This window comes from Cryobacterium tepidiphilum (genome assembly GCF_003716325.1).
GTDB classification, from domain to species: Bacteria; Actinomycetota; Actinomycetes; order Actinomycetales; family Microbacteriaceae; genus Cryobacterium; species Cryobacterium tepidiphilum.
The window spans coordinates 1-26,734 of the sequence record NZ_RDSR01000014.1 but is presented as its reverse complement, the minus strand read 5'-3'; the positions used below and the strand labels follow the sequence as shown (position 1 = coordinate 26,734).

General features: G+C 68.5%; 31 protein-coding genes. 20 read left to right on the top strand and 11 right to left on the bottom strand.

The features are described 5' to 3' along the window. Position 1 precedes the first annotated feature (1 nt). From EEJ31_RS09245 to EEJ31_RS09225, 5 genes are all read left to right on the top strand, one after another. On the top strand, positions 2 to 1,144 hold the full coding sequence (locus EEJ31_RS09245) for a YihY/virulence factor BrkB family protein (protein ID WP_199727317.1): 1,143 nt from the start codon (positions 2 to 4) through the stop codon (positions 1,142 to 1,144). A gap of 117 nt (positions 1,145 to 1,261) precedes the next feature. Then, positions 1,262 to 2,191, top strand: coding sequence for a sigma-70 family RNA polymerase sigma factor (locus EEJ31_RS09240; protein ID WP_123046018.1), 930 nt, complete (start codon positions 1,262 to 1,264; stop codon positions 2,189 to 2,191). A gap of 44 nt (positions 2,192 to 2,235) precedes the next feature. Beyond that, the gene (locus EEJ31_RS09235) at positions 2,236 to 2,556 is read left to right on the top strand and encodes a DUF7882 family protein (protein ID WP_123046017.1); all 321 of its coding nucleotides are present in this window, start codon (positions 2,236 to 2,238) and stop codon (positions 2,554 to 2,556) included. Further along, positions 2,556 to 2,834 carry a hypothetical protein gene (locus EEJ31_RS09230; protein ID WP_123046016.1) on the top strand — a complete coding sequence of 93 codons (279 nt, stop codon included), beginning with the start codon at positions 2,556 to 2,558 and terminating at the stop codon, positions 2,832 to 2,834. Before EEJ31_RS09235 ends, EEJ31_RS09230 begins: the two co-directional genes overlap by 1 nt. A 10-nt stretch (positions 2,835 to 2,844) precedes the next feature. Continuing rightward, the gene (locus EEJ31_RS09225) at positions 2,845 to 3,828 is read left to right on the top strand and encodes an o-succinylbenzoate synthase (protein WP_123046015.1); all 984 of its coding nucleotides are present in this window, start codon (positions 2,845 to 2,847) and stop codon (positions 3,826 to 3,828) included. 98 nt (positions 3,829 to 3,926) lie between these two features. Here the strand turns inward: EEJ31_RS09225 and ccsB are convergent, their stop codons facing one another. Genes ccsB through EEJ31_RS09200 form a run of 5 tightly spaced genes read right to left on the bottom strand, consistent with a single transcriptional unit; the run spans position 3,927 to position 8,620 of the window. Beyond that, positions 3,927 to 4,904, bottom strand: coding sequence for a c-type cytochrome biogenesis protein CcsB (ccsB, locus tag EEJ31_RS09220; RefSeq protein ID WP_123046059.1), 978 nt, complete (start codon positions 4,902 to 4,904; stop codon positions 3,927 to 3,929). A gap of 51 nt (positions 4,905 to 4,955) precedes the next feature. Then, positions 4,956 to 6,629, bottom strand: coding sequence for a cytochrome c biogenesis protein ResB (gene resB / locus EEJ31_RS09215; RefSeq protein WP_123046014.1), 1,674 nt, complete (start codon positions 6,627 to 6,629; stop codon positions 4,956 to 4,958). Continuing rightward, the gene (locus tag EEJ31_RS09210) at positions 6,613 to 7,374 is read right to left on the bottom strand and encodes a cytochrome c biogenesis CcdA family protein (protein ID WP_123046013.1); all 762 of its coding nucleotides are present in this window, start codon (positions 7,372 to 7,374) and stop codon (positions 6,613 to 6,615) included. The genes resB and EEJ31_RS09210 overlap by 17 nt, the downstream gene beginning before the upstream one ends. Positions 7,375 to 7,376: 2 nt before the next feature. Next, the gene (locus EEJ31_RS09205) at positions 7,377 to 7,979 is read right to left on the bottom strand and encodes a TlpA family protein disulfide reductase (protein ID WP_123046012.1); all 603 of its coding nucleotides are present in this window, start codon (positions 7,977 to 7,979) and stop codon (positions 7,377 to 7,379) included. Beyond that, a complete protein-coding gene (locus EEJ31_RS09200) occupies positions 7,976 to 8,620 on the bottom strand; it encodes a histidine phosphatase family protein (RefSeq protein WP_123046011.1) in 645 nt (214 codons plus the stop codon). The genes EEJ31_RS09205 and EEJ31_RS09200 overlap by 4 nt, the downstream gene beginning before the upstream one ends. Positions 8,621 to 8,709: 89 nt before the next feature. Here EEJ31_RS09200 and aspS point away from each other — a divergent pair, with 89 nt between their 5' ends. After that, positions 8,710 to 10,038 (top strand): aspartate--tRNA(Asn) ligase, encoded by a 1,329-nt coding sequence (gene aspS, locus EEJ31_RS09195; RefSeq protein ID WP_123046010.1) that lies wholly within the window; start codon positions 8,710 to 8,712, stop codon positions 10,036 to 10,038. 181 nt (positions 10,039 to 10,219) lie between these two features. Here the strand turns inward: aspS and EEJ31_RS09190 are convergent, their stop codons facing one another. The 4 genes from EEJ31_RS09190 to EEJ31_RS09175 all read right to left on the bottom strand — a co-directional run bounded on the left by EEJ31_RS09190 (position 10,220) and on the right by EEJ31_RS09175 (position 11,528). Beyond that, complete coding sequence (locus tag EEJ31_RS09190; protein ID WP_123046009.1) at positions 10,220 to 10,519, bottom strand: Dabb family protein; 300 nt, start codon at positions 10,517 to 10,519, stop codon at positions 10,220 to 10,222. Beyond that, complete coding sequence (locus tag EEJ31_RS09185; RefSeq protein ID WP_123046008.1) at positions 10,516 to 10,785, bottom strand: glutaredoxin family protein; 270 nt, start codon at positions 10,783 to 10,785, stop codon at positions 10,516 to 10,518. Before EEJ31_RS09185 ends, EEJ31_RS09190 begins: the two co-directional genes overlap by 4 nt. 114 nt (positions 10,786 to 10,899) lie before the next feature. Next, positions 10,900 to 10,998, bottom strand: coding sequence for a 30S ribosomal protein bS22 (locus EEJ31_RS09180; RefSeq protein WP_003792170.1), 99 nt, complete (start codon positions 10,996 to 10,998; stop codon positions 10,900 to 10,902). A gap of 80 nt (positions 10,999 to 11,078) precedes the next feature. After that, on the bottom strand, positions 11,079 to 11,528 hold the full coding sequence (locus EEJ31_RS09175; RefSeq protein ID WP_123046007.1) for an ArsR/SmtB family transcription factor: 450 nt from the start codon (positions 11,526 to 11,528) through the stop codon (positions 11,079 to 11,081). A gap of 111 nt (positions 11,529 to 11,639) precedes the next feature. On the opposite strand from EEJ31_RS09175, the gene EEJ31_RS09170 reads away from it, so the two are divergent. Then, the gene (locus EEJ31_RS09170; RefSeq protein WP_233563820.1) at positions 11,640 to 13,040 is read left to right on the top strand and encodes a TrkH family potassium uptake protein; all 1,401 of its coding nucleotides are present in this window, start codon (positions 11,640 to 11,642) and stop codon (positions 13,038 to 13,040) included. Continuing rightward, positions 13,033 to 13,704 carry a potassium channel family protein gene (locus EEJ31_RS09165; protein WP_123046005.1) on the top strand — a complete coding sequence of 224 codons (672 nt, stop codon included), beginning with the start codon at positions 13,033 to 13,035 and terminating at the stop codon, positions 13,702 to 13,704. The genes EEJ31_RS09170 and EEJ31_RS09165 overlap by 8 nt, the downstream gene beginning before the upstream one ends. Before the next feature lie 99 nt (positions 13,705 to 13,803). On the opposite strand, the gene proC is transcribed toward EEJ31_RS09165, so the two are convergent. Continuing rightward, positions 13,804 to 14,670, bottom strand: a complete 867-nt coding sequence (gene proC / locus EEJ31_RS09160; protein ID WP_123046004.1) for a pyrroline-5-carboxylate reductase — start codon at positions 14,668 to 14,670, stop codon at positions 13,804 to 13,806. Positions 14,671 to 14,727: 57 nt separating this feature from the next. Here proC and EEJ31_RS09155 point away from each other — a divergent pair, with 57 nt between their 5' ends. Next, the gene (locus tag EEJ31_RS09155; RefSeq protein WP_123046003.1) at positions 14,728 to 15,690 is read left to right on the top strand and encodes a cation diffusion facilitator family transporter; all 963 of its coding nucleotides are present in this window, start codon (positions 14,728 to 14,730) and stop codon (positions 15,688 to 15,690) included. Between the two features lie 25 nt (positions 15,691 to 15,715). On the opposite strand, the gene EEJ31_RS09150 is transcribed toward EEJ31_RS09155, so the two are convergent. Further along, positions 15,716 to 16,162: a nucleoside deaminase gene (locus tag EEJ31_RS09150; RefSeq protein ID WP_123046058.1), complete on the bottom strand. Its 447-nt coding sequence runs from the start codon at positions 16,160 to 16,162 to the stop codon at positions 15,716 to 15,718. 55 nt (positions 16,163 to 16,217) lie between these two features. Between EEJ31_RS09150 and upp the strand changes: the two genes are divergently transcribed. The 11 genes from upp (at position 16,218) to EEJ31_RS09095 (ending at position 26,605) form a co-directional block, all read left to right on the top strand. Continuing rightward, positions 16,218 to 16,850: a uracil phosphoribosyltransferase gene (upp, locus tag EEJ31_RS09145; protein ID WP_123046002.1), complete on the top strand. Its 633-nt coding sequence runs from the start codon at positions 16,218 to 16,220 to the stop codon at positions 16,848 to 16,850. Between the two features lie 455 nt (positions 16,851 to 17,305). Then, positions 17,306 to 18,025: a winged helix-turn-helix domain-containing protein gene (locus EEJ31_RS09140; protein WP_123046001.1), complete on the top strand. Its 720-nt coding sequence runs from the start codon at positions 17,306 to 17,308 to the stop codon at positions 18,023 to 18,025. Positions 18,026 to 18,573: 548 nt separating this feature from the next. After that, positions 18,574 to 19,128 carry a tripartite tricarboxylate transporter TctB family protein gene (locus tag EEJ31_RS09135; protein ID WP_158603937.1) on the top strand — a complete coding sequence of 185 codons (555 nt, stop codon included), beginning with the start codon at positions 18,574 to 18,576 and terminating at the stop codon, positions 19,126 to 19,128. Positions 19,129 to 19,131: 3 nt separating this feature from the next. After that, complete coding sequence (locus tag EEJ31_RS09130) at positions 19,132 to 20,631, top strand: tripartite tricarboxylate transporter permease (RefSeq protein ID WP_123045999.1); 1,500 nt, start codon at positions 19,132 to 19,134, stop codon at positions 20,629 to 20,631. A gap of 31 nt (positions 20,632 to 20,662) precedes the next feature. Further along, on the top strand, positions 20,663 to 21,688 hold the full coding sequence (locus tag EEJ31_RS09125) for a tripartite tricarboxylate transporter substrate binding protein (RefSeq protein ID WP_123045998.1): 1,026 nt from the start codon (positions 20,663 to 20,665) through the stop codon (positions 21,686 to 21,688). Next, positions 21,685 to 22,314 carry an RraA family protein gene (locus EEJ31_RS09120; RefSeq protein ID WP_123045997.1) on the top strand — a complete coding sequence of 210 codons (630 nt, stop codon included), beginning with the start codon at positions 21,685 to 21,687 and terminating at the stop codon, positions 22,312 to 22,314. The genes EEJ31_RS09125 and EEJ31_RS09120 overlap by 4 nt, the downstream gene beginning before the upstream one ends. 69 nt (positions 22,315 to 22,383) lie before the next feature. Next, a complete protein-coding gene (locus EEJ31_RS09115) occupies positions 22,384 to 23,169 on the top strand; it encodes an IclR family transcriptional regulator (RefSeq protein ID WP_158603936.1) in 786 nt (261 codons plus the stop codon). Between the two features lie 54 nt (positions 23,170 to 23,223). After that, positions 23,224 to 23,988 carry an NAD(P)-dependent oxidoreductase gene (locus EEJ31_RS09110; protein WP_123045995.1) on the top strand — a complete coding sequence of 255 codons (765 nt, stop codon included), beginning with the start codon at positions 23,224 to 23,226 and terminating at the stop codon, positions 23,986 to 23,988. Positions 23,989 to 24,004: 16 nt separating this feature from the next. Then, positions 24,005 to 25,255, top strand: coding sequence for a CaiB/BaiF CoA transferase family protein (locus tag EEJ31_RS09105; protein WP_123045994.1), 1,251 nt, complete (start codon positions 24,005 to 24,007; stop codon positions 25,253 to 25,255). Further along, entirely contained in the window at positions 25,252 to 26,082 is an 831-nt protein-coding gene (locus EEJ31_RS09100) for a citryl-CoA lyase (RefSeq protein WP_123045993.1), read from the top strand. The genes EEJ31_RS09105 and EEJ31_RS09100 overlap by 4 nt, the downstream gene beginning before the upstream one ends. 58 nt (positions 26,083 to 26,140) lie before the next feature. After that, complete coding sequence (locus tag EEJ31_RS09095; RefSeq protein WP_123045992.1) at positions 26,141 to 26,605, top strand: MarR family winged helix-turn-helix transcriptional regulator; 465 nt, start codon at positions 26,141 to 26,143, stop codon at positions 26,603 to 26,605. The last annotated feature ends 129 nt before the right edge of the window (positions 26,606 to 26,734 follow it).

Genomic DNA, 26,734 nt, shown 5'->3' with positions numbered 1-26,734 from the left:
CATGGCACGCAGGCATCGGCCGGTTCTGCGGGGCATCGTCGCCGCAGTGCCGGTCGTCGCTGTCGTGACGGCGGGCATCCGCTCGCTCAAAGACACCGGGCAGACCGGGCCACCGCCCGGCACCGCGGCCGATCCGACGCGGCGCAAGCCCTCCAGCCCGACCAAGCTGCACGCCCCCACCTGGCACTACATCCTCCGCCAGACACTGCACGAGTTCGGCCGCGACTCCTGCACCGACCTCGCCGCGACGCTCACCTACTACATGGTGCTGTCGCTGTTCCCCGGCCTGCTCGCGCTCGTGTCGCTGCTCGGCATCGTGGGGCAGGCGCAGCAGACAACGGATGCCCTGCTCCGCGTCGTCGAGCAGCTCGCGCCGGGCGACACGGTGGGTATCCTCCGCGACACCGTGCAGCAGTTCACCGAGTCGCCGGCCACCGGTTTCACGCTCGTCATCGGCATCCTGGGCGCCCTCTGGTCGGCGTCGGGGTACGTGGGCGCCTTCGGACGGGCCATGAACCGCATCTACGAGACGCGCGAGGGCCGGCCGGTGTGGGTGCTGCGGCCCGTCCAGCTGCTTGTCACCATCACCGCGATGGTGCTCGTGATCGTCATCGCCACGATCCTGATCATCTCCGGCCCCATCGCCCAGGCGATCGGCAACGTCGTGGGCCTCGGCGAGACCTCGCTCCTCATCTGGTCCATCGCCAAATGGCCGGTGCTGGCCGCCGCGGTGATCCTCATGGTCGCCGTGCTCTACTACGCCACTCCGAACGTCAGGCAGCCGCACTTCCGCTGGGTGAGCCTGGGCTCGATCCTCGCCGTCCTCGTGCTGGGGGTGGCCACCCTCGGTTTCGGCTTCTATGTCAGCAATTTCGCCAACTACGACCGCACCTATGGCTCCCTGGGCGGCGTCATCGTCTTCCTGCTCTGGTTGTGGATCGCCAACCTCGCCCTGCTGTTCGGCGCCGAGTTCGACTCCGAGCTGGAACGGGGCCGCGAGCTCCAGGGCGGCATCCGTGCGGAGGAGAACCTGCGGCTCGAGACGCGGGATCGGCAGCAGATCGTCAAGGCCGATCTCGCCGAGGCGGGCGACGTGCGCGATGGGCGCATCCTGCGCCTGTCCCGGGGCCGCTCCCGCCCCTGACCTCCCGGCCGCAACCGCTCGTCAGCGGTATCGGCGTGATGAGGATAAGTCAACCCCTTGAACGGGGGGTGTGCGGTGGCGTGTACTGGAACCTCAACCACATCGGGGAGGTTCGAGATGAGCGCAGTGGTTCAGGAGCGGGCGACCTACAGCCGGGCGACCGACACCTTCGGGGATTACCTTCGGCAGATCGGGAAGGGGCCGCTCCTCAGCGCGGAAGGCGAAGTGGACCTGGCCAAACGCATCGAGGTGGGCTTGTTCGCCGGTGCGAAGCTGCTGCAGGGGGTCGACGACCCCGAACTCCGCCGGGAGCTCTCGACGCTCGCCCACGAGGGAGAGCGGGCCAAGAACCGGTTCGTGGAGGCCAACCTCCGTCTCGTCGTGAGCATCGCCAAGCACTACTCCGGTCGCGGGGTGCCGATCATGGACCTCGTGCAGGACGGCAATATCGGCCTCCTGCGTGCCGTCGAGAAATACGACTTCACGACCGGCTACAAGTTCTCCACCTACGCCACCTGGTGGATCCGGCAGGCCATCCACCGTGGCATGGCGGACAAGTCGCGGATGATCCGCATTCCGGTGCACACCGTCGAGAAGCTCAACAAGATCAAGCGCATCCGGCGCGACCTGACCGGGGTGCTCGACCGGGAGCCCACGGCGCAGGAGATCGCAGATGCGTCGCAGGTGCCGTTGAAGGACGTGAACAAGCTGCTGCGCTACGACAACGAGCCGGTGTCGCTGCACACGCCCGTGGGCGACGGGCTGGGCGACATCAGCGAGCTGATCGTGGACGACGACATGCCGCAACCCGACGAGTACGCCACCATCACCATGCGGAGCGCCGACATCACGTTCTACCTCGAGGCCCTGCCGCCCCGGGAGCGCTCGATCCTCCAGGCGCGGTTCGGCCTCGACGGCGCGGAACCGCAGACCCTCGACCAGATCGCCCTCGTCGAGGGCGTCACTCGGGAGCGCGTACGGCAGCTCGAGAAACGGGCCCTCGGACTGCTCAACGTTCCCTGCCTGCAGAATTACCTGAGGGACTGAGCCTCATCACGGTAGTCTCGGAACCGTAACGACGAGGAGGGTCCATGGGAAAGCTCACCTACGACTCCACGATGACCGCGGATTTCGACGATCGCGTACTCGCGCACATCCAGATGGTCATCGGCGCGAAGCTGCGCCGGGGCGAGTCGTTCTACTTCAGCTGGCAGGACGACCCGGCGGTCGGCGACGGCCGCAGCACCATCTGGTTGAACCCGGGAATCCCGCTCGCCTTCAAGTACTTCGGCGGCCGCGCACCGAAGCTCAACCGGGACTGGATCGAATCCCTCATGGTGAGTGCCAACTCCGCCGGCGGCCTGCAGCTCGTGCCCGAGCCCAAGCCCAACGGCAACACGACGGAGCTCTGATGAAGCGCGTCGAGGTGCACTACCAGGGCCGGATCTACTCCATCCCCGACACCAGCATGGAATCCGTGCGGGACACTGTCGACCACGCGCTGCGCGGGAGCGGGTCGCACTGGCTGCAGGTACAGAACGGCGAGGGGCTCGGGCAGGACGCCTTCATCCTCATCACGCCCGGCATTCCCATCTCCATCGTCAATCCCACCCCGAGCGGAACCTCCGACCTCGGCCAGAGCGACAACGAGGCATCGGGCGGCGGCATCGCCATCCCCGACCTGCTCTGAGCCGCGCCCGATGCTCCCTCCCCTGGCCGACTTGCTGGACGCTGCCCGCGTCGTCTCCCTCCCGATGCGCACCCGGTTCCGCGGCATCGACACCCGCGAGGCGCTGCTGCTTCGCGGGCCCGAGGGCTGGAGCGAGTTCTCGCCGTTCGTGGAGTACGACGACGCCGAGTCCGCCAACTGGCTGCGCGCCGCCGTCGAGTTCGGCTGGGAGCAGCCGCCTGGCCTGCTGCGGTCGTCGGTGCGGGTGAACGCCACCGTGCCCGCCGTGCCCGCATCCGCTGTCGCCGGGGTGCTTGAGCGGTTCCCGGGCTGCCGCACCGCGAAGGTGAAGGTCGCCGACCCCGGCCAGCACCTGGCCGACGACGTGGCGCGCGTTGCCGCCGTGCGCGAGGCGCTCGGGCCGGAGGGGCGCGTGCGGGTCGACGCGAACGGGCTGTGGAACGTCGACGAGGCCGAACACGCCCTCAACGCCCTGGCCCCGTTCGATCTGGAGTACGCGGAGCAGCCGTGTGCCACGGTGGGCGAGCTCGCCGAGCTGCGGGAGCGCACCGGCAGGTATCTCGACATCCCCATCGCCGCTGACGAGAGCGTGCGCAAGGCGAGCGATCCGCTGGCCGTGGCGCGGGCCGGGGCCGCCGACCTGCTGGTGATCAAGGCGCAGCCGCTCGGCGGCATCCGCCAGGCGTTGTCGATCGTCGCCGAGGCAGGACTGCCGGTGGTGATCTCCAGCGCCCTCGACACGTCCGTGGGCATCGCGATGGGCGCCCACCTGGCCGCCGCCGTGCCCGGCCTCGAGTTCGACTGCGGACTGGGGACGGCGTCGCTCCTGGCGGCGGACGTGACCGGGGACCCGCTGGTGCCCTGGGACGGGTCGATCCCGGTGCGTCGCGTCGAGGTCGACGGCGGCCTGCTTGAGCGCCACGCGGCATCCGCCGGCCGGCGCGACTGGTGGCTGGCGCGCCTGGCCCGTACCTACGCCGTGCTCGCCGGCTGACGCGCGGCCCACCGCCGAGACCGACGCCTGCGGCGAAACCGCCGGGCGCGCCGGTGGGTCTCGACCGGAACCGACCGTTTGGGCGGCGAGGGTCGGGATCAGAGCCCGGAGTAGGCGTGCAGGCCCTTGAAGAAGACGTTGACGATGCCGAAGTTGAACAGCACGGCCGCGAAGCCGATGATGGCGAGCCACGCCGAGCGGGAGCCGCGCCAGCCGCGGGTGGCCCGGGCGTGGATGTACCCGGCGTAGATGACCCAGATGATGAAGGTCCAGACTTCCTTGGTGTCCCAGCCCCAGTACCGGCCCCACGCCTTCTCGGCCCAGATGGAGCCGGCCATGAGGGTGAAGGTCCACAGGATGAACCCGATGATGCTGACCCGGTAGGCGAGGTTCTCCAGCGTGAACGACGACGGCAGGGTCGCCAGCAGCCGCAGCGGGCCTTCGGTCGCGATGGCGGCGGGCCGGGCCTCGCGTCGCGCCTGGAGCAGTTGCGACACCGAGAGGGCGAAGCCGAGCGCGAAGAACCCGGTGCCGAGGGTGGCGACGAAGACGTGGATGACGAGCCACACCGATTGCAGCGCCGGCGGCAGCGGCGACACGACCACGTAGTACTTGAGGGTCGCGATGCCGAGCAGCACCAGGATCAGGCCGGTGACGAAGGTGCCGAGGAAGCGCAGGTCGACCCGCGTGAGCACGACGAGGAAGACCGTCATGATGATCAGGGTGCCGGTCATGGCGAATTCGTACATGTTCGCCCAGGGCACCCGGCCGGCGGCGACGCCGCGCATCACGTCGGCGAAGAGGTGCAGCACCCAGGCCAGCACGGTGAGCGACACCCCCACGCGGAGGCTCGCCGAGCGGCCGTATGGCATGGCGGCGTCGTTGGCCAGGCGCTGGCTGAGCCGGTTCGGGCGGGACGGTGCGCCGCCGGCGGAACCCCCGGCCCCCGCCGCCGCGACGCTCGCGCCGACCAGCACGGCATCCGTTGGCTCAGCCTCGGTGCTCGCCTTCACCGCCGACGACCGGCGGGCCAGGTCCATCGCGAAGGCGATGAACGCCAGGGCGTACACGACCATGGCCGAGTACAGGCTGAGGATGGAGAGATCGTTGGGGTTCACGTGACAAGCCTAAGTCTGATCGGCGGGGACGGTGGGGGCGGGCAGCAGGGCGCCGTGCCGGTCGGCGAGCGCGGTGACGGCCGCTTCGAGCGCTGGGTCCTCACCGCGGGCGAGGCCGGCGTACTCGAGGCGCACGGAGCCGTCCTCCTGCTCGGTGGCCTTGACCCACACCCGGCGGCGGGGAACGAACAGCGAGGTGAGCAGGCCCAGCAGCACCAGCACCGCGAAGAACAGCACCCATCCACCTGTGGGGTCGTGGTGGATGTCGAACGACGCGAACCGGAGCACGGAGTTCGAGTAGTCACCCGGTGCGGCGTTGGGGCTGGCGTTCTCGAATGTGACCGAACCCAGGCCGTTCGGCAACTGCTCGGTCTGGCCGGGCTTCAGCTCCAACGACTTCACACCGCTTTTGCCGCCGGCGATCTGGGTGAGCTTGTCGACGTCGAGTGCGTACACGGATGTCGGGACACCCTTGTCAAGGCCAAGGTCGCCCGCGTAGACCTGCAGCGTCAGCACCGGCAGCTCGAGGTCGGGGTACACCGAGTAGAACGCGCCGCTCTGGCCCACGGCCTGCGTCGGGTAGAAGAAGCCGACCATGCCGATCTGCTTGGCCAGCCCGTCGGGGACCTTGACGATGCCGAGGGAGGTGAGGTTCGCATCCTGGGGAAGGAACGGGATGGAGTCGGTGAAGACGACCTTCCCGCTCGGGTCTTTCACGGTGATGGTGGGGGCGTAGCCGTTGCCGAGGAGGTAGACGTCGGTGCCGCCCGTGCGGAGCGGCGCGTTGACCTTCACCTGGGCGTCTCGCGCCGGGGAACCCTTGGGGGTCACGGCCACGTCGGCGGTGTAGTCGATGGGCTGCCCGTAGGCGTGGATGTTCTTCGACTCGTAGGTGGCCGAGAAGTCCTTCAGGGTGAGCTTGTAGGGGTTGAGGCTCGTGTCGCTGAAGAACCGGCCCGGGTTGAACGAGTCGAAGGCGCTGATCGTGTTGACGAACGTCTGGCCCTCGACCAGCACGCGCTGGCCGCTGAACCCGAACCCGCTGCCGAAGCCCACGGTGACGAGAATCCCCACGAGCGCCGAGTGGAAGACGAGGTTGCCGGTCTCGCGCAGGTAGCCCCGCTCGGCGGAGACGGAGTATTCGCGGCGGCCGGGGACGGTGGCGTCGTCGTAGCGGGCGGTGCGGTAGCCGCTGCCCTTCAGCAGCCGGGCGGCCTCGTCGATGGCGGCCGGGGCATCCGTTGTCGCCTCGCGCTCGGTGAAGCCGGCCAGCCGCGAGAGCCGGGCGGGCGTCTTCGGGGGCCGGGCGCGCAGGGCCTGCAGGTGGTGCCGGGTGCGCGGGATGATGCAGCCGATGAGCGAGACGAACAGCAGCAGGTAGATGGCCGAGAACCAGGCGGAGGAGTAGACGTCGAAGGCCTGCACCTTGTCGAGGATCGGCGCGAGGTCGGGGTTGTTGGCGAAGTACTGGGTGACGCCGTTCGGGTCGGAACTGCGCTGGGGCACCAGCGACCCGGGCACGGCGGCGATCGCGAGCATCAGGAGCAGGAACAGCGCCGTGCGCATGCTCGTGAGCTGCCGCCAGGTCCAGCGGAGCCAGCCCATGACGCCGAGGCGGGGCTGGTTCAGGAGGTCTTCGGCGGCGGGCGGCCTCGAGTCGTAGTGGTCAGATGGCCGGGACATATCCGCCGATCACCCCTTGCAACGCCAGCAGCCAGTTGTTCCACACGCCGCTCACCATGAGCACACCGATGACAATGAGGAGGGTCCCTCCGAGTAGGTTGATGGCGCGGATATGCCGTTTGAGAAATGTGACGGCCCCGGTCGCCCAGCTGAGCCCGAGGGCGATCAGCAGGAACGGGATGCCGAGCCCGAGCGCGTAGAACACGGCGAGCAGGGCGCCCTGGCCCGGCGAGCCGGCACTCAGGCTGAGTGAGTTGATGGCGGTGAGCGTGGGCCCCGTGCAGGGCGTCCAGCCGACGGCGAAGACGGCGCCGAGCACGGGCGCGCCGGCCAGGCCCATGCGGGGGCGCCATCCGCTCTTCACCGTGCGCTGCGCGAAACGGATCTGGCCGACGAAGACCAGCCCCATCAGGATGACGACGACACCGGCGAGCCGGGTGATGACGTCGCGGTACTGGTTGAGCCAGAACCCGGCGAACCCGAACACCACGCCCGTGAGCACGAAGACCAGGGTGAACCCGAGGATGAACAGGGCCACACCGGCCAGGAGGCGGCGCCTCCCCCGGGTGTCGCCGCGGCGTGCGCGGCTGCGACCGTCGGTGAAGCCGCCGATGTAGGCGAGGTAGCCGGGGACCAGGGGAAGGATGCACGGCGACGCGAACGAGACGAGCCCCGCGAGGATGGCCACGGGGATCGCCAGGAGGAGCTGGCCGCTGAAGACGATCTCGCCGAACGGGTTACCCACGCTCAGCCGGCCTCGGCGATCGTGTCGCGGATGAGGGTCTCCAGGATCGAGGGGGCCTCCAGCTCGCCGAGGATGCGCGCCGCCACCCGCCCGGAGCCGTCGAGCACCAGCGTGGTCGGCACGGCGTTCGGGGGGATGGTGCCGCTGAACGCCTGCTGCATGCTGCCGTCGTTGACGTCGAGCACCGACGGGTAGCGGATGTCGTAGCTCGCGTTGAACGCGGTGACGCTGGCCGCCTGGTCGCGCACGTTGACCCCCAGGAACTGGGCGCCCTTCCCGTCGAACTCCTCGCTCAGCTTCGCGAGGTCGGGGGCCTCGGCCCGGCAGGGGGCGCAGCCGGCGTACCAGAAGTTGAGGACGACGACCGTGCCCGCCAGCTCGTGGGAGGTGACGGTGTCACCGCTCGCTGTCGTGCCGCTGAACTCGACGGGTTCACCGCGCTTGGCGGCCGGGATCTCGGTGACGCTGCCGTCGCCCGCGATGTAGCCCTTGTTGGTTCCCGCCCGGTACTGCTCGGCGAGGGGGTCGGACGAGCATCCGGTCAAGGCCAGCGTGGCGGCGGTGACCACGCCCGCGACGACGAGCGCCAGGCGGTGGAGCCTCATACCGCCCCCACGTCGCTCGCGCCGGCCTGCAGCTCGGCAGCCGGGTTCGCGTAGCCGATCTCCACGAACCGGTCGCCCTGCCAGGCGAGCGTCGTGATGCTCGAGAGGCCGCAGCGGCGCTTGCGCGGGTCGTGCGGAAGGGAGGTGCGCGCCAGCGTGCGGTGCACCATCCAGATCGGCAGCTGGTGGCTGACCAGCACCACGTCCCCGTCGTCGACGGAACGGTAGGCGTCGGTGATGGCGCTGAGCATGCGCGAGGAGATGCTGCGGAACGGCTCGCCCCAGCTCGGCTGAATGGGGTTCACCATCACCGGCCAGCTGCGCACGTCGCGCAGCGCACCGCCGGCGCCGCGCATCCGCCGGCCCTCGAAGCGGTTGGTGGGTTCGATGAGGCGATCGTCGACGTCGATGGGCAGGTCGAAGGCGGCGGCGATCGGCTCGGCCGACTCCTGGGTGCGCTGCAGCGGCGACGAGATCACGCGGGCGACGTGGCGCTGGCGCTCGACGAGGTCGTCGGCGGCCGCGCGGGCCATCTGCACGCCGAGATCGGAAAGGCCGAATCCGGGCAGCCTGCCGTACAGCACACGTTCGGGGTTGAAAACCTCGCCGTGACGCACGAGATGCACCTGGCTTGCTACCACGGCATCCAGTCTACGGAGGCGGTGCCTATGAATTAGCCGAACGCCCGGCCGCCGGGCGGCCGCACGGCCCTGCCGCTAAACTGGCGCGTGTGACTTCTCGCGTACTCATCAAGGACCTTTCCGCGCAAGACGACGGCCCCGTTTCGGTGTCGGGCTGGGTCGACACCGTGCGCGACCAGAAGAAGGTGCAGTTCGTGGTGCTGCGCGACGAGTCCGGCGCCGTGCAGCTGGTCAACCCGCGCACCACGGATGCCGACGGCGTGGTCGTCGCCGACGAGCCGGCCACCACGATCTCCGCACTGTCGCAGGGCAGCTTCATCACCGTCACCGGCGACCTGAAGCACGACGAGCGCGTGAAGCTCGGCGGGATCGAGATCAAGCTGGCGTCGGTCGAGGTGAAGAGCCACGCGATCGCCGAGACCCCGATCGCCGCGGACTCGAGCCTCGACAAGCGGATGGACTGGCGCTTCCTCGACCTCAGGAACCCGAAGCAGAACCTGATCTTCCGCATCCAGACCACCTTCGAGCACGCCCTTCGCACCTACTGGGTGGAGCGCGACTTCATCGAGATCCACACGCCCAAGCTCATGGCGAGTGCGAGCGAGTCGCGGGCCGAGCTGTTCGAGGTGGACTACTTCGACACCAAGGCCTACCTGGCGCAGAGCCCGCAGTTCTTCAAGCAGATGGCGCAGTCAGCCGGGCTCGGCAAGGTCTTCGAGATCGCGCCCGCGTTCCGCGCCGACCCGTCGTTCACCAGCCGGCACGCCACGGAGTTCACCAGCATCGACGCGGAGATCAGCTGGATCGACAGCCACGAAGACGTCATGAAGCTGCATGAGGAACTGCTCGTGGCCGGCTTCTCCGCCGTCAAGGCCAAGCACGGCGACGAGATCACAGCGCTGTTCGACGTCGAGATCACCGTTCCGACCACGCCGTTCCCGCGCATCCCGCTGGCCGAGGCCAAGGAGATCGTCAAGCAGCGCGGCTACGAGGTGCCGCGCGACGACGACGACATGGACCCGGAGGGCGAGCGCCAGATCGCGGCGTACGTCAAGGAGACCTACGACCACGAGTTCGTGTTCCTCACGGACTATGCGTCGAGCATCCGCCCGTTCTACCACATGCGTCACGAGGGAGAGCCGGGCCTCACGAAGAGCTACGACCTCATCTTCAATGGCACCGAGATCTCGACCGGCGCCCAGCGCGAGCACCGCGTCGACGTGCTCATCGAGCAGGCCACCGAGAAGGGGCTCGAGCCGGAGGAGCTCGGCTTCTACCTCGACTTCTTCCGCTATGGCGCGCCGACGCATGGCGGTTTCGGCATGGGCCTCGCCCGCGTGCTGATGCTCATGCTGCACCAGGCGTCGATCCGCGAGGTCACCTACCTCTTCCGGGGCCCGACGCGACTGCTCCCCTAGCTGCTCCCCTAGCTGCTCCGGGTCCCCCGCCGGTGCGGGGTACCTGCCGCCCTTCGATCCGCGAGGCGGCAGGTAGGCTGCACCGGCGAACGGGGCGTCTCCGCCGGTGCGGACTTTCCGCCGTGCGCCTCATCGGGAGGCGGCAGTTAGCCCGCACTCATGGGGCGGGGTGCGGCTCGCGTCAGACCTCGAAGTCGACGCTGGCGCGCGCGGAGACGAGCGAGCGGACGAGGGCAGCGACCTCCTGGTGCGCCGGGTGCACCTGGTACCGACCCACAGCGTCGACGTCGTCGAAGTCGGCGACCAGCGCGATGTCCCAGTTGCCGCCACCGACCACATCCGTGCCGACATGCAGCGAGCGGATGTCGTCGACCACGCCGACGAGGGAGTGCAACGCCGTGCTGATGGTGCGCACGCTCTCGGCCTTCTCGGCGGGATCGGTGGCGGCCAGCTGCCAGCTGACGATGTGGCGAATGGTCATGCGAGCTCCAGGAGTGCGGTGCGAAGACGCACCGGGTCGATGCGCCAGTAGTTGTGGACGGTCCCGTTGATGAGGAGCACGGGGATGTCCTCGACGAACCGAGCGTGGAGATCGGGGTCGTCGAGGATGGAACGCTCGTCGAGCACCACGGGGGGTGCCGACGGGTCGTCGGCGAGCTTGCCGACGACGCTTTCGACGACGTCGCGGGCGTCGTCACACAGGTGGCAGCCGGGCTTGCCGATCAGGGTGAGGTGGGCGGGTTGCATCCCACCACACTAGGGGTGCGCGCTGGACGCATGCCGCGAGCACCGGGCCGACACAGCAAAAAGCGTTAGACCCCGAGGGCCTAACGCTTACGCCAGCAGGTGGTCGGTGACCGTCTACTTCTTGTTGCGACGCTGGTGGCGAGTTTTGCGAAGCAGCTTGCGGTGCTTCTTCTTCGCCATGCGCTTGCGTCGCTTCTTAATTACAGAACCCACACAGACCTCACAAGAAATTGGTTCGGGTGCGAAACTCGCAACCCACACGAAAGCCCCATTCTACCGGAAAAAGTGAGGCTTCAGTCCCCCTTGCGCCATTTGCGCGGGGTGGCGTCCTTCACGACGTGCGCCACCTGGAAAGACGTGTCGGCGATCGCCTTGCCGATCGATGCCGCGAACGCGCGCTGCTCGTGGCGCAGGCCGGCTTCGAATTCGGCCACCGCGCCCTGCGCATGACCGGCGAAATCGACGCTGAGGAAGGGCATCAGCCAGTCCTCGACCTGCTCCAGCGGGGCACGGTCCAACCGATAGAAGCGGTGCTGGCCCTCCTCCCGCACGGCGACGAGGCCGGCTTCGCGCAGCACCTTGAGGTGCTTGGAGACGGTCGGCTGGCTCAGCCCGAGCGCGAGGACGATGTCGGAGACGCTGATCTCCCCGCCGGCGTCCCCGGCATGATCCAGGCGGTCCAGCAGGATCTGCAGGATGTCCCGCCGGGTCGAATCCGCCACGACGTCAAATATGTCTCCCATGGCATAAGGGTAGCCATTCCGCGGGAGGAGTACCATTGACACCTCGTCGGCACCCAACGAAAGGCGACGATGCGAGCACAGGGACTTCAGGCTCGCGCGCCCCATCGTGCGATGAGCTGGTACGGCCGAGTGCGCGACGCTATCGACGGACTGGCGCGTTCGTCGCCGGCGCGGTTCGCCATCCTGGTCTTCACCGCCCTGATCCTGCTGTTCACCCTGCTGTTCTCCCTCCCGATCTCGTCGGCGACCCGCACGGTGACGAACCTGCACGACGCCCTGTTCACCGCGGTGTCCGTCATCTGCGTCACGGGACTGTCCACCGTCGACATGGCCACGCACTGGTCCGGCTTCGGGAACTCGCTCGTCTTCATCGGCGTGAACATCGGCGGCATCGGCGTGCTGACCCTCGCGTCGATCCTCGGCATGGCGATCTCCCGCCGCCTGGGACTGCGCGCCCGGCTCATGGCCGCGAGCGACACCAACCCGTCCCGCATCCATGTCGGCCCGGTCAACGAGGGGCAGGCGGTGCGGCTCGGCGAGGTCGGCAACCTGCTGCTGACCGTGATCGTGAGCGCCCTGGCGATCGAGGCCATCGTCGCCGCGATGCTGTTCCCGCGGATGCTGATCGACGGGGTCGCGCTCGGTGACGCCCTCTGGCACAGCGTCTACTACTCGGCCATGGCGTTCACCAACACGGGCTTCAACCCCAACGCGCAGGGGCTCACCCCGTTCGAGAACGACTACTGGTTTCTCGGCGCGCTCATGATCGGGGTCTTCCTCGGCAGCCTCGGCTTCCCGGTGATCTACGCGTTCGCACGCGGGTGGCGAAACCCCCGCCGCTGGTCGGTGCACGTCAAGCTCACCCTGCTCACCACGCTCCTGCTGATGGTCGCCGGCATGGTGCTCTACATCATCCTCGAGTTCGACAACCCCGAGACCTTCGGCGATCTCGATGCGAGCGACACGGTCTTCCAGTCGCTCTTCCTCTCGGTGATGACGAGGTCGGGCGGCTTCTCGACCATCGATGTCAGCGAGCTGCACGGCTCGAGCCTGCTGGTGAGCGACATGCTCATGTTCATCGGCGGCGGCTCCGCGTCAACGGGCGGCGGCATCAAGGTGACCACCCTCGCCGTGCTCTTCCTCGCCGCCTTCGCGGAGGCCCGCGGCAAGGTCAGCATGGAGGCGTTCGGCCGCCGCATCCCCCGCGACATCCTGCGCCTGGCGGTCAGCGTCGTACTGTGGGGGGCGACCACCGTCGCCGTCGCGAGCATCCTCATCCTGCAGATCACCCACGCGCCGCTCGACCACGTGCTCTTCGACGTGATCTCCGCCTTCGCCACCTGCGGGCTCTCGACGGGCCTCACCCAGGATCTGCCGCCATCCGGTGTCATCATCATGGCGGCGACCATGTTCATGGGCCGGGTTGGTACAGTGACACTCGCCGCGGCACTGGCGGCGTCGACGAGCAGGCAGCTGTTCAAACGCCCGGAAGAGAGGCCCATCGTTGGTTGATCGAAACAAACCGGATGCGCCGGTGCTCGTGATCGGCCTCGGCCGCTTCGGCGCCGCCACGGCCGGCCAGCTCGACCGACTCGGCCGCGAAGTGCTCGTGGTCGACGCGAGCGACGCGCTGGTGCAGAAGTGGGCGGAGCGGGTCACGCACGCGGTGCAGGCCGACGCGCGGTCGATGGATGCGCTGCGGCAGATCGGCGCGCAGGACTTCTCGATCGCCGTGTGCGCCGTCGGCTCCTCGATCGAGGCCAGCGTGCTCATCGTCGCGAACCTCGTCGACCTGAAGATCCCGCAGATCTGGGCCAAGGCCATCTCGAAGTCGCACGGCAAGATCCTGGAGCGCATCGGCGCGAACCACGTGATCTACCCGGAGGCGGAGGCCGGCGAGCGCACGGCGCACCTGGTGTCGGGGCGCATGATCGACTTCATCGAGTTCGACGACGACTTCGCGCTGGTGAAGATGTACCCGCCGAAGCCCATCCGCGGTCAGAACCTCATCGAGTCGGGCGTGCGCAGCAAGTACCGGGTGACGGTGGTCGGGGTGAAGAGCCCCGGCAAGCCGTTCACCTATGCCACGGCCGAGACGGTGGTCTCCAACCACGACCTCATCATCGTGGCCGGCACCGAGGGCGACATCGAGCGGTTCGCGGCACTGGAGGCCTAGCGCGCTCTCGCCCCTCCTCGTCCCTCCTGCCCCGGTCCCGTATTCAGCGCCCCAGGGGCGCTGAATACGGAACAGAGGACCGGGCCGCGACGCGAGGGGCTACGGCGTTTTCGGGGCCGAGGCGGCGGCGAGCTCGCGCGAGCGGGCGACCGCCGCATCCGTCGCCGTGTCGAACAGGGCTTTCAGGTCGGCCTGCTCGAGGACCTCGATGGCACGTTCGGTGGTGCCCTTCGGGCTGGTGACCCGGCGGCGCAGCTCCGCCGGCGGCAGGCCCTGCTCCTCGAGGAGCAGGCTGGCACCCAGAAAGGTGCCGTTGACCATGACGGCGGCCTGCTCCGGCGTGAAACCCTTCGCCACGGCCGTCGCGGTGAGCTGCTCGATGAGATAGAAGACGTAGGCGGGCCCCGAGCCGGAGATGGAGCTGACGGCGTCGATCTTCTCCTCCGGAACGACCAGCACCTCGCCCACGGTCTCGAACAGCGCCACGGCGAGAGCCAGGTCCTCGTCGGTGCAGCGGGCGCCCGCGCTCAGCCCGGTGACGCCGTGACCGACGGTCGCCGGGGTGTTCGGCATCGAACGCACGACCGCTACGTGGTCGGGAAGCAGCGCCTCGAAGGTGTGCAGGGTGATCCCGGCGGCCACGCTCACGACGAGAGTGCCGGGCTGCAGGCTGGGAGCGATCTCGGCGAGCAGGTCGGGGACCATGTGCGGCTTGACGGCGACGACGACGACCCGGGCGCCGGTCACCGCCGTGATGTTGGCCTGCGGGTCGGCCTCGGTGGCGAGCGCCGTCACGGCCGGCTCGTCGGCCAGCTCGGCGGCCTTCGCCGCGGTGCGGTTCGTTGTGCGGATGCCGCCCTCGACGGTGACGCCCGGCTGCAGCAGCCCGGTGAGGATGGCGCGGGCCATCGACCCGGCCCCGAGGAAGGCGATGGTGGGCAGGGTCACGGTCGCGTCGGCGCTCATGCAGCGAGTCTACGGCGCGGCGCTCGCCGATCGCCCGCTCACCCTAGGATGGGGCGCATGAGCGCATCGGGTGGAAACAAGGCCATCTTCGCCGCCCTGGCGGCCAACCTCGGCATCGCGTTGACGAAGTTCATCGCCTGGTTCTTCTCCGGGTCATCGTCGATGCTCGCCGAGGCCATCCACTCCGTGGCCGACTCCGCGAACCAGCTGCTGTTGCTGCTGGGCGGCCGGCGCTCCCGGCGGGAGGCCGACCAGGAGCATCCGTTCGGGCACGGCCGCGAGCGTTACGTCTACGCCTTCGTCGTCGCCATCATCCTGTTCTCCGTGGGCGGCATCTTCTCCATCTACGAGGGCATCGAGAAGCTGAAGCACCCGCACCCCCTGGAGGTGCCGTGGCTCCCCATCGTGGTGCTGCTGGTGGCCATCGGGCTCGAGTCGTTCTCCCTCCGCACCGCCATGAAGGAGGCCGCGCCGCACCGCAACGGACAGAGCTGGATGGCGTTCATCCGGCACGCCAAGGCGCCCGAGCTGCCGGTGGTGCTGCTCGAGGACGTCGCCGCGCTCACCGGCCTCGTCTTCGCCTTCCTCGGTGTTGGCCTCACCGTCCTCACCGGCGATCCGGTGTGGGATGGCATCGGCACCCTGGCCATCGGCGTGCTGCTGGTGGCCGTGGCCGTCGTCCTCGGCATCGAGACCAAGAGCCTGCTCGTGGGCGAGGGGGCGGGGCCGCAAGACCTGGAGTCGATCCGCTCGGCGATTCTGGACGGGCCGGAGACCATGCGGATCATCCACATGAAGACCCTCTACCTCGGGCCGGACGAGCTCCTGGTGGCCGCGAAGCTGGCATTCGATGCGAAGAGCCGATTCGCCGACGTGGCGGCGTCCATCGACACGGTGGAGACCCGCATCCGCTCGGCCGTTCCGATCGCCCGCGTCATCTACATCGAACCCGACGTCTACGCCGACCCGCAAGGCGCCAACCCGAGCACCGACGCGATCGTCATCAAGGGCCTCGAGTAGCGCCCTCGGCAGGGTCGGTTCCGGTTCAGCGGATGCCGCGCCGCGCCGGGTCCTCGAAGAAGTCGCGCAGCAGGTCGCCGCAGTCGCCCTCGCGCACCCCGGCGAACACCTCGACGCGGTGGTTGAGCCGCCGGTCGCGCAGCACGTCGTAGACGGAGCCCGAGGCGCCGGCCTTCTCGTCCCACGCGCCGAAGACGACCGTGGGCAGGCGCGCGGCCAGGATGGCGCCCGCGCACATCACGCACGGCTCGAGCGTGACAACGAGGGTGCACCCGGTGAGGTGCCAGTCGCCGGTCGCCTCCGCCGCCTGCCGGATCGCGACGATCTCGGCGTGGGCGGTCGGGTCCTGCCGGCGTTCCCGCTCGTTGGCACCTCGGCCGATGACCGTTCCGTCGGAGTCGAGCACGACGGCGCCGACCGGGACGTCATGCGTCGCGAGGGCGCCGCGGGCAGCGTCCAGGGCCAGCCCCATCCACTCGTCGTACCGGCCCAAGCCTGCTCCTCGCGTGCCTCGTAGTATTGAGCCTATGCGAGTCCACGTTGCCGACCACCCGCTCGTCACCCATAAGCTCACGGTGCTCCGCGACAAGACCACCCCGTCGCCCATGTTCCGGGCGCTCGTGGAAGAGCTCATGACGCTCCTGGCATACGAGGGCACCCGGAACGTGCGGGTTGAAGGCGTGGCGGTGCAGACCCCCGTGGCGGAGGCGCACGGCGTGAAGATCAGCGACCCGCGGCCGCTCATCGTCCCCATCCTCCGGGCGGGGCTCGGAATGCTGGAAGGCATGGTGAAGCTGCTCCCCACCGCCGAGGTCGGCTTCCTGGGCATGGCGCGCAACGAGGAGACGCTGCAGCCGACCACCTATGCCGAGCGGCTGCCGGAGGACCTGTCGGACCGGCAGTGCTTCGTGCTCGACCCCATGCTCGCCACCGGGGGCTCGCTGATCGCGGCCATCGAGTACCTGTTCGACCGCGGCGCGGTCGACGTGACGGCGATCTGCATCCTCGCGGCGCCCGAGGGTCTCGCCGCCGTGGAGAAGGCACTGGCCGGCCGGGAGGTCACCATCGTGCTCGGTGCCGTGGACGAGCGCCTGGACGAGCACGGATACATCGTTCCGGGCCTCGGTGACGCCGGTGACCGGCTCTACGGCCTGGTCTGACGCCGCCCTCTGCTGCAGCTTCTGCGGGCGGCCGGCGCGCAGCCCAGTCGGAATGCAAGGAACTTTTTTTGATAGCGTCTTTTTAGCCGATCCTTCTCTGAATCAACGGATGGGCGCGGTTTCTGCCGCGGGGCGCGGGGTGGGGCGCCGGGACGTTCGGCGGAATGTTACGCCCACGCATCCGTTGAATTGACACACAAAGTCACACTCGGGTTTACTGCACTCATGACCACGAACGTGCACCCCCTGACCTCCGTTGAGGCCCCTGGGACTGCCGGCATGATGATGCCCGGCATGCGCGCGGTCATGTGTTGCCGAATGTGTCGCTGACCACCAGCCTCGCCCCGGCCTCGCAGGCCGGCCCCGCTCCCCGTGAGCGGCCAACACACTCATGAACCCGTTCTGGCGCTGACGCGCCGGGTTCACTCGCATCATCATTCCAAAGGATTTCTCCCATGTCCCTCGCCCAGATCGATTCCGCCCGTGCCACTCGCATCGCCCACCCGGCATTCCCGGCTCGCGCCCAGGCCGCGCCTGCGCCTGCCGCACCGGCACCTCGCATCCGCGCGGTGCCCGAAGGCACCGAAGCCCGCGGGTTCGTGCTCTATGTGGGGATCGACGAGGCCAAGGCGGCGGCGGCGGGCACCAGCCTGCACCGCATCGTCGAGGCCCTGAAGTCGCTCACGGCAGACCTCGCGCCCGACTCGCAGACCTACGCGGCCGTGGCGCTCGCCCCGCAGGGTGCCGGCGGACGCGACGTCGACGTCGTGCGGCTGGCGCTGCAGGACCCGTCGGCCCTCGCCGGCCAGCGGGAGCACGAAGAGCTCGACCGCGCGCGGGACGGTGTCGTCATCGACATCTCGCGCAAGCGCGTGCTGCTCGACCACCAGCCGGCCTCCCTCACCTACAAGGAGTTCGAGTTGCTGCAGTACCTGGTGCTGCGGGAGGGCCGTACGATCGAGCGCACCGAGCTCATCTCGTCACTGTGGAGCGCCGCCGACGAGGACGACGTTCCCAGCGAGCGCACGATCGACGTGCACGTGCGCCGGCTGCGCTCCAAGCTCGGGCACTACGAGGGGATCGTGCGCACCGTGCGCGGTGTCGGCTACCGCTTCGATCGTCACGCCGATGTGTCGATCCGCCAGGCGTCGACGCCGAGCCCCGACCTCTTCTGAGACGCGGCGCGGGCTGCGCGCCCGCCCCCGCCCTGAGTCTGGAGCTGCGCGGGTTGAACGCCCCTGCGCGGGTTGAATTCAGCGCGCGTAACGGCGTTCAACCCGCGCGTCGCACCGCAACGGATGCCGCGGGTCGCGGTTAACGTGATTGAGGGCCGGTCGTAGAGGCTAACGACCGACCCTCTTCCCTTGCACCAAGAGTGTCCTGCAATCACATTCGCGTTTCCCCGCCACAGCAAACGGTTGACGCTCAATCAATATATAACGAACGGGTAACGGGCGCCAGTTATCCAACCGTTATTTTTCAGAAGTTTTTTTGCGGTGGCATTTCGGTCGGTCCTTCGTGACCGACCCTTTTGCTTTGCGGCCACGCGGCTCGAGCACGCGGAACGTGGCCCCGCGCTTGACATCTTTCCGGACGTAGGTTTTAGTTAGGCAAGAAAATAAAACGAAGTTTCACACAATGAAATTGTCGTTTCTCTCCTCCTCACTTCCCTTCGATGCGTCGGCTCCAGGCCGACGGCTTTTCAATGGCGAAAGGTACACGCGTGCTCCCTGATTCTCCGCACCCTGCGACGGACATCGTCGACGCTCCCCCCAGCCGCCCGGCGGATTCTGCCGGCTATCGTCGCCTCGAGCTCGGCGTGCAGGCGTTCTTCTTCATCGTCGCGATCGTCACCGCGCTGAACTCCCTGGACCTCGGCCTGATGGTCGCGTTCGGTCCGGGCCCCGGGTTCTTCCCCTTCTACCTCTCGATCGCGATGGGCCTGCTCGTGCTGGCCTGGATCGTGCAGTCGCGGCGAGCGATTCGATCGGGCGCCGCCGGCGACACCGCGATCGACGAGGCCATCGACTACCCGCACGTGGTCACGGTGATCGTGAGCCTCATCGTGCTCGCGGCGCTCATGGGCGTCCTCGGCTACCAGATTGCGATGTTCCTGTTCCTCTACTTCCACCTGGCCATCCGGGCCAAGCGCACCTGGTACACATCGCTGATCATCGCCCTCGCCGGAAGCGTCGGCGTCTTCCACGTCTTCACCGACCTTCTGTCGGTGACGCTGCCCCTCTCGATGTTCGGCTTCCTGAACACGATCGGACTCTGACCCATGGACGTTCTGAACGATCTGCTCGGCGGCTTCGCCAGCGCCCTCACGCTGCAGAACCTGTTGTTCGCCCTGATCGGCTGCATCATCGGCACTCTCGTCGGCGTGCTGCCGGGCGTGGGACCGGTCGCCGGTACCGCTATCCTGATCCCGCTGACCCTCGGCATGGACCCGACGAGCGCCATCATCATGCTGGGCGCCATCTTCTACGGCAGCCAGTACGGCGGAACGATCACGAGCGTGCTGCTGAACACACCCGGCGAGGCGGCATCCGCTGTCACAGTGATCGACGGCTACCAGATGACCAAGAAGGGCCGCGCGGGCGTCGCCCTCGGCATCGCGGCGATCGGCTCCTTCGTCGGCGGCACCGTCGCGACGGCCGGACTCGTCGTGGCGGCAAAGCCGCTGGGCTCCCTCGGCCTGAAGGTCGGGCCGCCGGAGTTCTTCGGCCTCATGATCCTGGGCATCTCGCTGCTGGTCGCACTTGCGGGCAAGTCGATGGTCAAGGCGCTGCTCTCCGGCGTGATCGGGCTCCTCATCGCACTCGTCGGAATCGACCCCACGATCGGGGCTCCGCGGTTCACCTTCGGCTCGCCCAACCTGCTCGACGGCGTCAGCTTCGTCGCGGTGATCGTCGGCATCTTCGGCCTCAGCGAGATCCTCGTGAGCGCAACGGCGCAGGGTTCCACGAAGTCGCTCACCGGCGGACTGCGCGGGATGCTGCCGAACCGGCAGGACCTCCGCCGGGCAGCGCCGGCCATCGGTCGCGGAACCGTGATCGGCTTCTCCACCGGCCTCGTGCCGGGCCTCACCGGCACCGTCACCTCGCTGCTGTCCTACGGGGCCGAGAGCAAGTTCTCCCGTTTCCGCAAGCAACTCGGCACCGGCGCCATCGAGGGCGTCGCCGGGCCCGAGACGGCCAACAACGCACACGCGAACTCGGCCCTCATCCCGTTGTTCACCCTGGGCATCCCCGCCTCGCCGACGATCGCCGTGCTGATGGGCGCGTTCCTGCAGCAGGGCCTCACCCCGGGTCCCTCGCTGTTCACCCAGCACTCCGAGGTCGCGTGGGCGATCATCGCCAGCCTGTTCATCGGCAACCTGATCTGCCTGATCCTCAACGTGCCGCTCATCGGTGTGTGGACGTCGATCCTGAAGATCCCCCACGGCATCCTGCTCGCCATCATCATGATCTTCCTGGTCGTGGGCTCGTACACGATCAACTACAACGTGTTCGACGTCTTCGTGATGATCCTGTTCGGCATCGTGGGACTCGTCTTCCGCCGACTCGACATCCCGCTCGCGCCCCTCGTGCTGACCCTCGTGCTCGGCCCGCTGATGGAACGCTCCCTCCGGGAGTCCCTCGAGATCTCCCAGGGCGACTTCTCCATCTTCACCCGGCCGTTCGCCCTGACCTTCATCGTCATCGGCGCGTTCGTGCTGCTGACGCCCCTCCTGAAGATCCGCAAGCCCGCGGCACTGAACGTCGACCCCGAAGCCTGATCCACCCCACCACCAAAGAAAGAGGAACGACATGAAATCAACGAAGATCGCCGCCCTCCTGTCCGCAGGAATCCTGCTGGCCGGCCTCACCGCATGCAGCAACACAGCGGATGCCGCCGGCGGCGCGTCCGGCCCCGCAGCGAAGTCCGAGTCGAACTGGCCCCAGAAGGGAAAGACCATCGACCTCATCGTCGCCTACGCCCCCGGCGGCTCCGTCGACACGGCCGCTCGCGTGGTGGCTCCGGCGCTCGAGAAAGAACTGGGCGTCAACGTGCAGGTGACCAACAAGCCGGGAGCCGGCGGCCAGATCGGTTACACCGCCCTGGCCAACTCGAAGCCGGACGGCTACACGATCGGCGCCGTGAGTGCTCCGTCGGTCGTCGTCACCCCGCTCGACCCGTCCCGCGGTGCCACCTTCACCCGTGAGAGCTTCCTCCCGCTGGCCCGCCAGGTCTTCGACCCGCAGGTCATCGCCGTGAAGAAGGACAGCAAATTCGAGGACCTCGGTGCCCTGATCGACTACGCGAAGGCGCACCCGGGCGAGCTCTCCGCCACGACCACCGGCATCCAGACCGGTGAGCACTTCGCCATGACCTCTGTCGAAGAGGCAACCGGTGCCAAGTTCAACCTCGTTGCGTTCTCCGAAGGTGCCGCATCCGCCATGGCCGCGTTCCTCGGCGACCACGTCGACATCTACGTCGGGAACGTCTCCGACATCGTGGATTCCGGGTCGAACGACATCAGGGTAATCGGCGTCATGGGCGCGGAGCGCAGCCCCTCCCTGCCGGATGCGCACACGTTCAAGGAAGAGGGCTACGACGTGGATGAGGGAACCGCTCGCGGCTACGTCGCCCCGGCCGGCCTTCCCGAGGATGTCGCCACCAAGCTCGAGGATGCCCTCGGCAAGGTGATCCAGGACCCCGCCGTCGTGGACCAGCTGAACAAGCTCGGACTCCCCACGGCGTACCTGAACTCGGCGGACTACATCGACTACTGGACCAAGCAGGAGACCCAGTACAAGAAGCTCCTCCCACAGATGATGGCCGACGCGAAATGACGGACACGATCGAAGCCGGCGTGCTGCCGGGCTTGGGCGAACGGGAACGGCTTGAGCGCCTCGCACTCGTTCCCACCGCGACTCTCGGTGACGTGATGGACCGGCTCGGCCTCATGCACTCGGCGATCAAGCCGATGTGGCGCGGTGCGGTGCTGGTCGGACGCGCCCTGACGATCTGGACGCGGGCCGGCGACAACAAGACGATCCACGAGGCCCTCCCGCTCGTGCGCCAGGACGACGTGCTGGTGATCAGCGGCGAAGGAGACGAGACGCGCGCGCTGATCGGCGAGCTCATCGGCCGGCGCGCACAGGTCGCCGGGGGTGCCGGTTTCGTCATCGACGGGGCCGTGCGGGATGTCGACGGCCTCGCCGAGCTCGGAGTTCCGGTGTTCGCGCGGGCCGTCACCCCGGCGGGGCCGTACAAGTTCGGTCCCGGCAGGATCAACGTGCCCGTGTCGGTCGGCGGCGTCGCGGTGCTGCCCGGCGACTACATCATCGGCGATGCGGACGGCGTTGTCGTGATCGCACCCGCCCACGTCGACTCCGTCATCGAAGCGGGAGAAGTCAAGCGCGAAAAAGAAGCCGGCATCCTGGCGCGGCTGGCCACGCCGAGCGACGAGGATTAGCGGCAGGATGAGCGGAACGGGGGCCGTGGTCAGATGATCGCGGCCCCCACCCACAACGAGGCGGAGACGATGACGGAAACCACGCTGGCCGAGGCGAACGACGGCAAGACCCGACCGGGCGGCATGCGATCGCTTGAACGATCGCTCGACGTCCTCGAAGCGCTCGCGCACGCCGGCCAACCCCAGCGCCTGGTGGACATCGCCCAGGCGACCGGCCTCTCTCCCGCGACGGCCCTGCGAATTCTCACCGTGCTCGAACGCAGGCAGTTCGTCATCGCCGAGAACCTCCGCTACCGGCTCGGCGTCGTCAACCTCGTGACCTCGTACGCGTTCACGCGCGACGACACCCTGTCCAGCCACGCGAAGCGCTTCATGCAGGAGCTGGCCGCGGCAACCGGCCTGTCGGTCGCCCTGCAGGTGCGGTACGGACTCCAGCGCGTGCCGATCGCCCGGGTGAGCGGCAAGGATCCGCTGCGCTACGAACTTCCCAACGGCCGCCCCCTTCCCCTGCACCTCGGTGCGGGAAAGGTCTTCGCCGCGTACATGGAGCGGCCGGAGTTCGACGCCCTCATGGACGCTGTCGGTGGCACCATGCGCACCATCAGGGGCGACGTCTTCACCCCCGACGATCTGTGGCAGGAACTCCAGCAGATCCGCGCCCGGGGATACCACGTCTCCGAAGAGGAGCGGGCCATCGGCACCCGAAGCCTCGGCGTTCCGGTGACGGATGCCTCCGGTGACGTCATCGCCATCCTCGCGCTCCTGAGTCCCACGGAGACCCACACCAGGCAAGACCTGGAAGCCCTGGTTCCCGAGGTGACCCGGGCGGCGCACGCCATCGGCCGCCTGACTTGACGCACCCCACCAGCTGAAGAACACCCCGAGTTGAAACAGAAAGAAGCGAACGGAATGAAATGTGCAGTCATTGGCCTCGGTGAGGTCGGTTCACGATACGCCGCTGCACTGCTGGAGAACGGCCACGATGTGGTGGGCTTCGACCCCGTCATCACGGGCGTGCCGGGTGTCACCCTCGTCGACTCGCCCGCCGCGGCGGTGGCGGGTGCCGATGCGGTCCTGGTCATGACGGGCGCCGCCGTGGCCCCCGCGATCGTCGACGCCACGATCGACCACCTCCCGGCTGGCTGCAGCTACATCGACCTGACCTCCGCGTCGCCGAAGGTCATGGCCGCGCTCGGCGAGCGGGTGGATGCCAGCGGCGCACACTTCGTCGACGTCGCCGTCCTGGGTCCGGTTTCCGTTCACGGTTCCCGCACGCCGGTGATGATCGCCGGCACGCAGACCGCCGTCGCTGCCGACCTCTTCACCGCCTGCGGCGCGGACGTGGAGCTCCTGCCTGGGTCGCGGCCCGGCGACGCCATGGCACACAAACTCCTGCGAAGCGTGTTCATGAAGGGCCTCGCGTCCATCATCTGCGAAGCCATGGAGGCGGCGGAAGCCGCTGACCTGGTCGACTGGACCCGCGACCAGGTGGCCAACCAGCTCGCCGGCGACGGTTACGCCGTCATCGACCGGTTCCGCACGGGCAGCGTGACCCACGCCAAGCGCCGCGCCCAGGAGATGCGGGACACCTCGTCGTACCTCGCCGACCTCGGCGTTCCGAACACCATGAGCTCCGCATCCGCTGAATACCTGACGAATCTCGGCAGCCGATGAACGGGATTTCGCACCAGTGACCTCCCCGACGTCCCTTCCCGGCGATTCGAACCTCCTCGGCGGCGTCCGCGTCCTCGATCTCACCAACGTGCTCGCCGGCCCGTTCGCCAGCTACCAGCTCAGCCTGCTCGGGGCCGACGTGATCAAGGTCGAAACGCCGGGAACCGGCGATCTGGCCCGGCAGCTGGGGGCGGACCCGGCCCTGAACGCCCAGAAGATGGGCGCATCCTTCATCGCCCAGAACGCCGGCAAGCGGTCGATCACCGTCAACCTCAAGACGGCGGCCGGCAAGGAGGCCTTCACCGCACTGGTGAAGAGCGCGGATGTGCTGGTGGAGAACTTCCGTCCGGGGGTCCTCGCCCGTCTGGGCTTCAGCGGAGAGCAGTTGCTGGCCATTCAACCCACACTCGTCTATTGCGCCGTTTCGGGGTTCGGGGCGACGGGGCCCCTGCGGGACCGGCCGGCCTACGACCAGATCATCCAGGGCCTGAGCGGCATGATGTCGTCCACGGGCACGGGGCACACCGGGCCCATGCGCGCCGGCTACCCCCTCGCAGACACGCTCGGCGGAACGGCCGCGGCATTCGCCATCAGCGCTGCCCTGTATCACCGCGCGCGCACCGGGGCGGGGGTGGTCATCGACATCTCCATGTTGGAGACCGCCATGACCTCCATGGGCTGGGTCGTCTCCAACTACCTCGTGGCCGGCAAGGAGCCCGTCCCGATGGGGAACGAGAATTTCACGGCCGCGCCATCGGGCACGTTCCGCACCCGCGAGGGCCTGCTCAATATCGCCGCCAACGAGCAGAGCCAGTTCGAGACGCTCTGCAGGCTCCTCCGCGCCGAGCACCTCGCCGGCGACGCTCGCTTCAGCGAGCGCGAACCGCGCAAGCGGAACCGCGACGCCCTCCGCGACGAGCTGGAAGCGGCCCTGGCTGAGGACACGGCGGAGAACTGGGAGCGCGTGCTCTCCGCGGCCGGCGTGCCCGTGGGCCAGGTGCTGCCGGTCGCGCGCGCACTCGAGCATGAGCAGATCCGGCACCGGGATCTCGTTCACCACGTGCCGTTCCCGTCCACGGGCGATGAGGGCTCTGTCGCCGAGTCCGACGTCGTGGCGGTGATCGGGCACGGCATTCACGTCAACGGCGGCACGAGCGTTCCACGCACCGGGCCGCCGCGCCTGGGCCAGCACACGGACGAGGTGCTCGTCGAAGTGGGCTTCACCGCCGCTGACATTCTGCGGTTGCGAAACGAAGGAGGACTATGACCATGCCCGCCTCACCGACAGCCGCGGATGCGGCCAACTGGTGGTCGACCGGTGTGAGCCGGATCGAGCCGGACGTCATCCAGTACCGGGGTTACCCCGTGCAGGAACTGATCGGCGCGGTCAGTTTCGTCGACACCATCTGGCTCCTCGTGCGCGGTGACCTTCCCACTCCAGCGCAGTCGGCCCTCCTCGAGGCGGCGCTCATGTCGGGCGCCGACCATGGCCCGCAGGCGCCGTCCATCGCCGTGGCACGGATGGCGATCACGTGCGGGATCGGCCTGAACGGTGCCATGGCGAGCGCCGTCAACACGCTCGGCGACGTGCACGGCGGCGCCGGCCAGGAGTGCCTGGGCCTGCTGCACGGCATGCAACGGCGCGTCGACGCCGGCCAGGACAGGGCCGAGGTGGCAGATTCCATCGTCGCCGGCTACCGGGAGCGCGGCGGCTTCGTCCCGGGGTTCGGTCACCGCTTCCACCGGCACGACCCGCGGCGGGACCCGCTGTTGACGCTCCTGCAGGAGGCCGCCGGGCGGGGTGAGATCTCGGGCGACCATCTCGCGAACATCACCGCGCTGGAGTCCGCGCTCGCGCGGCGGGGAAGCAAGCCCGTGCCGATGAACATCGACGGGGCGACCGCCACCATCTACGCCGAGCTGGGCTTCGAGCCGGAGCTCGCGCGCGGCCTGTTCGTGCTCAGCCGGTCGGTCGGGATCCTCGCCCACGCGTGGGAGGAGAGCGGCTCCCGGCGCAGGATCAAGGGCCCGCTGCCGCCACCGATGACGGCCCCGTACACCGGTCACGCCGAACGGCACCTCCCGGGCCACTGAGCGCATCCCTGCCGATCCGCGCGACACTCCCTATTGTTGGAGCAGCGAGAGGAGCGCGATGTCGAACCGCAATCTGGCCGTCACGGCGTGGGAGTCGCTGTTCCGCGCGCAGGTGAGCGTCATGCGCTGCCTGGCCGCGACGTTCCCGTCCCGGGAGATCTCCCTCAACGAATACGACGTGCTCTTCAATCTGTCGCGCCAGCCGGAGCGTCGCATCCGTTTGCGCGACCTCAACCAGCATGTGCTGCTCACCCAGCCCAGCGTGAGCCGCCTGGTGGATCGCCTGGTGTCGCGCGGGTACGTGGCGAAGGAGAGCGACCCCGCCGACGGGCGCGGGGCCGTTGTGACGCTGACGGATGCCGGGTACGAGTTGTTCCGGCGGGTTGCCGTGGCGCACATGGGCTCCATCGCCGAGCGGGTCGGCGGGGCGCTGAGCGACGACGAACTCACCCAATTGATCTCGCTGTGTGATCGCCTGCGCGCGGGCGCCCCCGAGCCGCCGTGCGAAGACGGCGGACGCTGACCGGACCGCTCTAGGCCGGCTCGCCCGGGCCGGTCTGCAGACCCTCGTCGACGGCTCCCCCGCCGTCGGGCGAGCCCTCGAGCGCGACGACGGCGGTGTTGTGCAACTCGTGGCGGGCGGCGAACTCCA